Origin of the sequence: Glutamicibacter sp. BW78 (assembly GCF_002332245.1) — a bacterium.
In the GTDB taxonomy this organism is placed as follows: Bacteria; Actinomycetota; Actinomycetes; order Actinomycetales; family Micrococcaceae; genus Arthrobacter_H; species Arthrobacter_H rhombi_A.
In genome coordinates, this window is record NZ_NRGU01000038.1 from 423,959 (window position 1) to 432,998 (window position 9,040).

Below are 9,040 nucleotides of genomic sequence, written 5' to 3' on the forward strand. Positions count from 1 at the left end.
GCCGGCGGGACACCGAGCTCGGGCCGCGGCATTGAATCAGTTGGCGGTCTGGTCCAAATGGTGGGCGACGAAGAGAGACGTCGCCACGCCCTCATCGTCGGAGGGGCGCAGCGCGTAATCGGAAATAACATCCTTGATCCGTGAGAGTAGCTCGCGCTGATCGGCCTCCGTCAATTTCAGCCCCACCCGCATCACCTGGATTTCGTCGGGAGCCAGGCCGTTGATCTCCTGGAGAAACGTCTCGAGGAGCACGGGAGCGGCGTCGGGCAATTTCGTGCCCCAAGACATCCGGGTGCTGCGATACGGCACTTCCTTTGCCCCGCGCTTGCCCCGACGGGGCTCTTCGGATTCGAGGAACCCGGTCCCCAACAACGTCCGCACATGGTGCAACGAGGTCGCCGGATTAATCTCCAAAAGGTCGGCGATTTCCTTATTCGTTCGGGACTTATGTAGACATAAACGCAGGATTCTCAGGCGGATCGGGGAGCTCAACGCCCTCGCCCGTGCTTGCAGCTCTTCATCTGATGCCATATGTTCAGCATACGATAAATAACTGCACTGATTGACATCATCAAATCACATAGCAAGGTTTTTATGACCTCTCCTGGGCCCCAGTCTCATTCGGCTCCGGACGGTAATCAACAGGCCAGTGGGGTGGCCGACCCGTCCAATATCCAACCTCCGCCACCGCCCCAGACGCCTTTGCGTCGGGAAGGGAACTTCTTGGTGTTCTGGCTCGGCCAGACATTGAGCCAGTTCGGCGCACAACTCGGCACGGTCGCCATGCCGGTGCTTGCCGTCACGCTGCTGCACGCTTCCGAATGGGAAGTCGGCGTCCTCAATGCGGCGAACACTGCCGCCTTCCTGATCGTTGGCCTCCCGGTCGGTGCCTGGGTCGACCGGTTCTTCAAACGACGGATCATGGTCCGCGCCGACCTCGTCCGGGCCGCTGCCATGCTGGCCATTCCACTGCTGTGGTACCCCGGACTGCTACATATCTGGCATCTGTGGGTCATTGCCGCAATCATCGGGATAGCCAACGTCTTCTTTGACGTTTCCTACCAGTCCTATATCCCGGCACTGGTCCACCGTGATCAGATCTCCGAGGCCAACGCCAAATTAGAGATCAGCGGTCAGATCTCCCGGTTGGCCGGCCCGGCGGCCGGAGGCGCTTTATTGGCAGTGCTGACCGCACCCCTGCTTTTCGTCGGACAAGCCATCGGTTATCTGGTGTCGGCGCTCTGCCTCTGGCGGGTCCGCGACGATGAACGGCCCGCGGTGCGCCACCCCGATGCCCGACTGGTCACCGAAATCAAGGAGGGCCTGGGCTATGTTGTCCGGCACCGGCTGATCGGCCCGATTGCCGCGACCACCGGGATCATGAACTTCTTCAGCACCATCATCTTTACGCTGCTGCCGATCCTGGTCCTGCGTACGTTGAGTCTGAACACGGTCGAGCTCGGGTTGATCTATTCGGCGGGTGCCGTTGGCGGGCTGCTGGCGGCTTCACTGACGCCCTGGGTGGCAGCCAAGGCGGGGGAGGGCCCGTCGCTTGTGATTGGTACGCTGCTGACGGCTGTGGGCATGTCGGGATTCCCGTTGTCCATTCTCGCCGGCGGCCTCCGCCCGTCGTTCGCGATCCTGGCCTGCTCGATGTTTGTTCTGACGGCCGGTGTGCTCGTCTATAACATCATTCAGGTCAGTATGCGGCAGAAGATTTGCCCACCACGCTTGCTGGGGCGTATGAACGCTTCGATCCGCTTCATCGTTTGGGGGATCATGCCGATTGCCTCGTTGCTGGCCGGCTTATTCGGTGAAGTACTCGGCATCTCGGCTGCCCTCTGGATCGGGGTTGGAGGCAGCGCCCTGGCCACCCTGCCGTTGGTGCTCTCCCCGCTGCCGCGCATGCGCCAACTGCCCGCCGAGCAGGAGGACGACGGCGTGCGTTAGACCCGCCGGCCGCCGCGGCGCTGAGGTGCCGGGGGAACGCGCTTGGCATGGGTGACCGTGGAATGTTCCACCGTGACCGGCCCGGTCCGGGTTCGTACGGTCAACCAACCGTCTTCCAGCGACACGAAGTCACCGATTGAGTCGCTGTGTTGCGGCCCGTCGGGGGTGGGGGCAGCGGCTGGGTCTTCGTCCGGCGAAGCGGCCCGCCCCGTGATCCGGTACCTGATGACGATGCGTTCACCAGGGGCCAAGGTGTCGAAAAAGTCGGCGGTCATGGCCTCATCGTAATCTCGAATGCTGGCCTCGCCTTCGATCCGAGAGGTCAGGGGGACTAAGCTGGAAGCCGGTGGTGCCTGCGGGCGCCCCGCGGAGTCGAGGCGAACAGCAAAGGAAGGCCCTAGGTACAGTGACCTACATCATCGCTCAGCCGTGTGTAGACGTGAAGGACAAAGCCTGCGTTGAGGAATGTCCAGTCGATTGCATCTACGAGGGGGAACGCTCGCTCTACATCCACCCGGATGAGTGTGTGGACTGTGGCGCCTGCGAACCGGTGTGTCCCGTGGAAGCGATCTACTACGAGGACGACACCCCGGAAGAATGGGCCGAGTATTACAAGGCCAACGTCGAATTTTTCGACGAGTTGGGGTCCCCGGGTGGAGCCGCCAAGGTCGGCAACACGCACACCGACCACCCCATCATCGCCGCCCTGCCCCCGCAGCCCGGTATCTGAACCCGTGCTGATCCTCCCTGACTACCCGTGGGACTCGCTGGCCCCCTACAAAGAGCGGGCTCTTCAGCACCCCGAAGGCATCGTGAACCTCTCGATCGGCACCCCGGTGGATCCCACCCCCGGGCTCGTCCAACAGGCGTTGGCCGAAGCCGCTGACGCTCCCGGGTATCCGACCACCCACGGAACCGAAGGCCTGCGTCAGGCGATCGCCGATTGGTATGCCCGGCGTCGGAACACCACCGGGCTGGACCCGTCCAACATCATGCCCACTGTCGGCTCCAAGGAACTGGTGGCTTGGCTGCCGCTGTTGTTGGGGCTGGGTGCGGGAGACGTCGTCGTCCGCCCCACCGTGGCTTACCCGACCTATGACATCGGTGCCCAGCTAGCTGGAGCCGAAGCCGTCACAGCCGATGACCTGGACACCTTGGACCCCGCGGTGCGCTCCCGGGTGAAGCTCGTCTGGGTGAACTCGCCCGGGAATCCGACGGGGATCGTGCGCAGCGTCGATTCGCTGGCCGGGTTGGTGGCCCAGGCCCGCGCCCTCGGCGCTGTCGTCGCTTCGGACGAGTGCTACGCGGAACTGGGGTGGGGAGCCTGGGACGGAATCTGCATCCCGGGCGTTCTCGACGACCGGGTCAGTGGCGGAGATCATCGCGGTTTGTTGTCGGTGTATTCGTTGTCTAAACAGTCCAACCTGGCTGGCTACCGGGCGGCTTTCGTCGCCGGTGCACCAGAACTCATGCCGCATCTGATCAACTCACGCAAACATGCCGGAATGATCGTGCCGCATCCGGTGCAGGAAGCGATGCGAGTTGCCCTCGGGGACGACGCCCATGTGGGCGAGCAAAAGGAGCGCTACCGTCACCGCCGGCAGCTTCTCGTGCCTGCTCTAGAGTCGTTCGGGTTGAGGATCGAGCACTCCGAAGCGGGACTCTACCTGTGGGGCACTGCGGGGCAGGACACCTGGACCACGATCGGACGACTGGCGGATCTGGGGATCCTCGCAGGACCCGGAACGTTCTACGGCGAAGCCGGCAACGGTTACGTGCGGATCGCGCTGACGGCCAGCGACGAGAGGGTCCGTGCCGCCGCAAACCGGCTGAACGCGGCCGCGGGTTCGCGCTCAGCCCCTCTTGATTAGTTTCCGGTACCTCCGGAGCGGTAGCGTGAGACCTGATTACTGCTTGTTAGTACAACTATGTACTCCGGTTAAGGAGAAACCATGACGGATAATAACTCCGCTCGCTTGGCGTTTGCCGGACATGACCTCGAGCTCCCGGTGGTGCCAGCCTCCGAGGGCAACGACGGATTCGATGTCGCCAAGCTCCTCAAGGACACCGGGAACGTCACCTATGATCCCGGTTTCATGAACACGGCGGCTACCAAGTCCGCCATCACCTACATTGACGGCGACGCGGGGATCTTGCGGTACCGCGGATACCCGATCGAGCAGCTCGCCCAGCAGTCCAGCTTCCTCGAGACGTCGTACCTGTTGATCTACGGCAACCTGCCCTCGGCCAGCGAGTTGGAAGAGTTCGACCAGAAAATCCGTCGCCATACGATGCTGCACGAGGAGCTCAAGGGCTTCTTTGGTGGTTTCCCCCGTGATGCCCACCCGATGCCGGTGCTCTCATCTGCCGTTTCAGCATTGTCGACCTGGTACCAGGATTCGCTGGACCCCTTTGACGAGGACCAGGTCGAGCTCTCCACCATCCGCCTGTTGGCCAAGGTCCCGGTCATCGCCGCGTACGCCCATAAGAAGTCGGTTGGCCAGGCGCTGTTGTACCCGGATAACTCCATGAACCTCGTGGAGAACTTCATGCGGCTGAACTTCGGCATCGCCGCCGAACCATACGATCTGGATCCTGACCTGGTCAAGGCGCTGGACCAGTTGCTGATCCTGCATGCCGACCACGAGCAGAACTGCTCGACCTCCACGGTCCGCCTGGTCGGGTCCTCGAACGCGAACATGTTCGCTTCCATCTCAGCCGGTATCAACGCCCTCTTCGGCCCGGCACATGGCGGGGCGAACGAGGCAGTGCTGAAGATGCTGCGTGGCATCCAGGCCGAGGGCATCAAGCCCGAGGACTACATGGAGAAGGTCAAGAACAAGGAAGACGGGGTCCGGCTGATGGGCTTCGGACACCGTGTCTACAAGAACTACGACCCGCGCGCGAAGATCATCAAGTCCACCGCACACGACATCCTGAACAAGCTCGGCGGCAACGACGAGCTCTTGGACATTGCGATGCGCTTGGAGGAGCGGGCCCTCGAAGACGACTACTTCATCGAGCGCAAGCTCTACCCGAACGTCGACTTCTACACGGGTCTGATCTACAAGGCCATGGGTTTCCCGGAGAAGATGTTCACCGTGCTCTTCGCGATCGGCCGGCTGCCCGGTTGGATCGCCCAGTGGCGCGAAATGATCCAGGAGCCAGGCCTGAAGATCGGGCGCCCGCGCCAGCTCTATGTGGGCGAAGGCGAGCGCAACTACCCGGCTTTCTAGCCCGGACAGTTCGAATCGTCGAGGCGGTCGCTTCCCTACTGGGGGAGCGGCCGCTTTTTGCTTCGGATGCTACCGGGAATCTTGACACAGGCCTATTCTGGAAGGGGGTTCGCTGAGTAAGGACGACCGGCATGTATGAGTACCGTGGGGACGGGTGGCAGGTCACGGCGCAAAGCCATGGGCAGATGCTGCTGGCCTTGTATTTTCGTGATTTGGCGGGCATCGAACACCCGGGCCCACCGGATATCGCTCCGCTGGCCCCTCGCGTCAAAGCCACAGCGGCAGCGGAGGTCTCCGGTCCGCCGGCAGCAGAGCTGCGGCAGGAATGGCATGACTGGTGGCGTCGGGTTCTTCTGCACGACCCGGATGACGACGAATTGTTTTGCCCACCACTGTTTCCAGGTTTCGCCGATTCCCCGACCCTTCAGCACCTGTTGCAGGCACACTATGGTGCCGCACTCAGCTGGAGCCGCGCCCGGATGGACGAATACCGCGAGGTCAGTTCCGATCATCATGCCAGCGGTCGCCGGAGCCTGTTGGAGGAAATGATCATCGACCGGGCGAGAAAACTACCACGACGGCCGAAGCCGATGGAGCTCAAACTGGTGGAACTACCCTTGTCAGAACAACGAGCCTGGTTCGTGGACCCGGACACCGTGATCCTCAACCAGGATCTGGCACGCGACGCCGAGCTCTACCGCAGTTTCCTGGAGCCGGTGATCCGTTTCCTGCTCTGAACCGATGAGGGGACGACAGCCTAGGGTGCGGCGTCGGCGAAGGTAATGACCACCTGTGATTTTCCGGTGGTGCCAGGAACCCATTGGTGTTCGGCGCGATTCCATAACAACCCCGAATTGCTGACCGAGATGATCTGGTGTTCAGAGGCGTTGGCGACCGCCCATTGGGCCACCGCCCAGCCGCGTTCCTGGGCGGCCGAAACAGTCAAACTATGGGCGCCTGCCGAGACGGGGAGGTCCCCGAAGGCTGCGGTGAGCTGCGCCGAAGTAGCCGCCACATCCCCTGCCGCGGTGGGGCGACGTAGAACGCAGTTCAACGCAGCGGGGGAATGCCCGGTCAGAGCCGAGGCGTAGGCCCTGCCCTCGGGCTCATGGTCGGCATAGGCTTGCGGAAAGGCACTGCGTTGGACCTTCTGTGCGGCCTCGGTCACCGGCAGCGAGCGATAATCGAACGTCTCCAGCTCCTGGTAGAACCGGTTAGCGGAGTAGAGCGGATCCATGATCTGTTCCTCGGTGCCCCAGCCCTGCGATGGGCGTTGTTGGAACAGCCCCCGTGAGTCGGGGCCTGCCTGGTCGCCGTAGTCGATATTGCGTAATTTCGATTCCTGAACCGACGTGGCAATACCGATGGTGGCGGCACGGGCCGGCATGCCGCGCCGTACGGCCACCGCGGAAATCAGTGCTGCATTACGGGCCTGTTCGGGGTCGAGCCGATGTTGGTCCGGCCCGACGGCTGCTGTGCAGTGTGGCCGAATCAGGGTTTCCTGTTGATCGAGGAAACGTGAGGCGACATAGACGCCTCCGGAGACCACACCGACCCCCAACACGATGGCCATGAAGGCGCGCAGCCCCCGATGACGACGCTGCTGGGGCCCGGAGCCCTTATGGGGCCCCGGGGACTGGGTGGACAGCGAGAAGACGCTGTCCGTGAGGTCAGTTGGCATGGAGCGCGGAATTCAATTCCACGCTCTGGCCTTCACGGGCCAGGACTTCGACCGCACCGCTGGTGGAATTACGGCGGAAAAGCAGGTTCGGAACGCCGGAGAGTTCGCGGGCCTTGACGTTCTTACCGTCCAGGAGCACCCGGGTGCCGGCGGTGACGTAGAGTCCGGCCTCGACGACGCAGTCGTCACCGACGGAAATCCCGACACCCGAGTTGGCGCCGAGGAGCACACGTTCTCCGATGGTGATCCTCTCCTTGCCGCCGCCGGAAAGGGTCCCCATGATGGAGGCGCCTCCTCCAACATCGGAGCCGTTGCCGACCACCACGGAGGCGGAAATGCGGCCCTCGACCATGGAGGAACCCAGGGTGCCGGCATTGAAGTTGACGAAACCCTCGTGCATGACCGTGGTTCCTTCGGCCAGGTGGGCCCCGAGACGGACTCGATCCGCGTCGGCAATCCGCACACCGGAGGGAAGGACGTAGTCCACCATGCGGGGGAACTTATCCACGCCCTGCACGATGACCGCCCCGCGGCGGCGCAGACGCAAGCGGATGCTCTCGAAGTCCTCCACCGGGCACGGGCCGAAGTTCGTCCACACAACGTTGGCCAGGAAGCCGAAGATCCCGTCCAGGTTGATGCTGTTCGGAGCTGCCAGACGGTGGGAGATCAGGTGCAGTCGCAACCACACATCGGCAGTATCGGCAGGAGCAACGTCGAGGTTGATCTCCAGTTCCACAACTTCCTGCCTGGTACCACGATCGGCGTCCTCGGTCGCCACGGCGGCCAGTTCCCCGGAGAGACGAGGTGCCTTCTCCAAAGCGGTCAAGGTGGGGGCGGGGAACCAAACGTCCAGCACGGTGCCGTCGGATGCGATGGTGGCTAGGCCTGACCCGGAAGCGATGCGTACCGGGGCGGCGGAGTCGTTCAGGGCAGAACCGGGCTGGGCCGTAGTAGAAGTCATGCCACCCATCGTAGCCGGGAGGACAGGCTATAGGCTGGATCCGTGAGTGAACATAACGCCGTGCCTGCCCCAGCAACCTCCTCCGCACCTTTGCCTGACGGCTCAGACGTGGCCCTGCTGACGCAGGCGCTGATGGACATCGAGTCCGTATCGGGAAATGAACGGGCGATCGCCGACGCCGTGGAAGATTACTTGCGCGCCCTGGGCCATCTCAGTGTCCACCGCGACGGGGACTCTCTTGTGGCCCGCACGGAGCTGGGCCGCGCCGAACGGGTCGTCCTGGCCGGACACCTGGATACCGTCCCGTTGCCCACCACACCGGGCTCCCGCGGAACGGTGCCTGCCCAATGGGACGGGAACATCTTGTTCGGACGTGGTGCCACCGATATGAAAGGTGGGGTGGCGGTCCAACTGGCGATCGCCGCACAACTGATCGAACCGAATCGGGACATTACCTTTATCTTCTACGACCATGAAGAGGTCGAAGCCTCCAAATCGGGGCTGGGTCGTCTGCTGCGAAATGCGCCGCACTTACTCGAAGCCGACTTCGCGATCCTGCTGGAACCGACGAACGGCACGGTGGAAGGCGGCTGCAACGGCACAACGCGTTTCCTCCTGCGCACCCGCGGCACCGCGGCCCATTCGGCGCGCGCGTGGATGGGGCATAACGCCATTCATGACCTCGCCGACGTGCTGTCCCGCTTGCAGGAGTACCAGCCGGCCACCGTGGACGTCGATGGGCTGGCCTTCCGCGAATCACTGAATGCGGTGAGGATCACCGGTGGTGTTGCGGGAAACGTTATCCCCGATGCCGCCGAAGTCGAGATCAACTATCGTTTCGCCCCGGATAAGGGCATCGCTGAGGCGGAAGCCCATGTCCGTGAACTCCTTGAGGGTTACGAAATCGAACGCACCGACGGCGCCCCGGGAGCCAAGCCCGGGTTGAACCATCCTGCCGCGGCCGCTTTCGTGGCCACCGTGGGTGCCGAACCGAAGCCGAAGTATGGGTGGACGGACGTCGCACGGTTCTCCGAATTGGGGATTCCAGCAGTGAACTTCGGGCCGGGCGACGCGCTGCTGGCCCATTCCGATGACGAACATGTCACCGGGCAAGCCATCCGCGACTGCCATGAGGCACTACTCCGGTGGCTGAGCTCCTAGATCTGCCGCGTAAAGGGCCGACGTTTTCCTCAAAGACGAACGGCCCCGGAC

The 9,040-nt window shown here is 63.0% G+C and carries 10 protein-coding genes; 6 read left to right on the forward strand and 4 right to left on the reverse strand.

The window, feature by feature from the left end:
- Positions 1 to 36: 36 nt before the first annotated feature.
- The gene (locus CIK75_RS12275; RefSeq protein WP_086999590.1) at positions 37 to 531 is read right to left on the reverse strand and encodes a helix-turn-helix domain-containing protein; all 495 of its coding nucleotides are present in this window, start codon (positions 529 to 531) and stop codon (positions 37 to 39) included.
- Between the two features lie 123 nt (positions 532 to 654).
- Between CIK75_RS12275 and CIK75_RS12280 the strand changes: the two genes are divergently transcribed.
- A complete protein-coding gene (locus CIK75_RS12280; protein ID WP_256382357.1) occupies positions 655 to 1,950 on the forward strand; it encodes an MFS transporter in 1,296 nt (431 codons plus the stop codon).
- On the opposite strand, the gene CIK75_RS12285 is transcribed toward CIK75_RS12280, so the two are convergent.
- On the reverse strand, positions 1,947 to 2,225 hold the full coding sequence (locus tag CIK75_RS12285; protein ID WP_086999594.1) for a hypothetical protein: 279 nt from the start codon (positions 2,223 to 2,225) through the stop codon (positions 1,947 to 1,949). The genes CIK75_RS12280 and CIK75_RS12285 overlap by 4 nt on opposite strands.
- Before the next feature lie 131 nt (positions 2,226 to 2,356).
- On the opposite strand from CIK75_RS12285, the gene fdxA reads away from it, so the two are divergent.
- The 4 genes from fdxA to CIK75_RS12300 all read left to right on the forward strand — a co-directional run bounded on the left by fdxA (position 2,357) and on the right by CIK75_RS12300 (position 5,923).
- Positions 2,357 to 2,680, forward strand: coding sequence for a ferredoxin (fdxA, locus tag CIK75_RS16350; RefSeq protein WP_179204307.1), 324 nt, complete (start codon positions 2,357 to 2,359; stop codon positions 2,678 to 2,680).
- Positions 2,681 to 2,684: 4 nt separating this feature from the next.
- Positions 2,685 to 3,821 (forward strand): succinyldiaminopimelate transaminase, encoded by a 1,137-nt coding sequence (gene dapC, locus CIK75_RS12290; RefSeq protein WP_179204308.1) that lies wholly within the window; start codon positions 2,685 to 2,687, stop codon positions 3,819 to 3,821.
- 81 nt (positions 3,822 to 3,902) lie between these two features.
- Positions 3,903 to 5,186, forward strand: a complete 1,284-nt coding sequence (locus CIK75_RS12295) for a citrate synthase (RefSeq protein ID WP_086999596.1) — start codon at positions 3,903 to 3,905, stop codon at positions 5,184 to 5,186.
- A gap of 131 nt (positions 5,187 to 5,317) precedes the next feature.
- On the forward strand, positions 5,318 to 5,923 hold the full coding sequence (locus tag CIK75_RS12300; RefSeq protein WP_086999598.1) for a hypothetical protein: 606 nt from the start codon (positions 5,318 to 5,320) through the stop codon (positions 5,921 to 5,923).
- Between the two features lie 20 nt (positions 5,924 to 5,943).
- Here CIK75_RS12300 and CIK75_RS12305 read toward each other — a convergent pair whose 3' ends face one another.
- Both CIK75_RS12305 and dapD read right to left on the reverse strand, forming a co-directional pair.
- Positions 5,944 to 6,867 (reverse strand): hypothetical protein, encoded by a 924-nt coding sequence (locus CIK75_RS12305; protein WP_241895424.1) that lies wholly within the window; start codon positions 6,865 to 6,867, stop codon positions 5,944 to 5,946.
- On the reverse strand, positions 6,857 to 7,828 hold the full coding sequence (dapD, locus tag CIK75_RS12310; RefSeq protein WP_087000033.1) for a 2,3,4,5-tetrahydropyridine-2,6-dicarboxylate N-succinyltransferase: 972 nt from the start codon (positions 7,826 to 7,828) through the stop codon (positions 6,857 to 6,859). Before dapD ends, CIK75_RS12305 begins: the two co-directional genes overlap by 11 nt.
- Before the next feature lie 60 nt (positions 7,829 to 7,888).
- Here dapD and dapE point away from each other — a divergent pair, with 60 nt between their 5' ends.
- Entirely contained in the window at positions 7,889 to 8,989 is a 1,101-nt protein-coding gene (gene dapE, locus CIK75_RS12315; RefSeq protein WP_256382360.1) for a succinyl-diaminopimelate desuccinylase, read from the forward strand.
- Positions 8,990 to 9,040 lie beyond the last annotated feature (51 nt).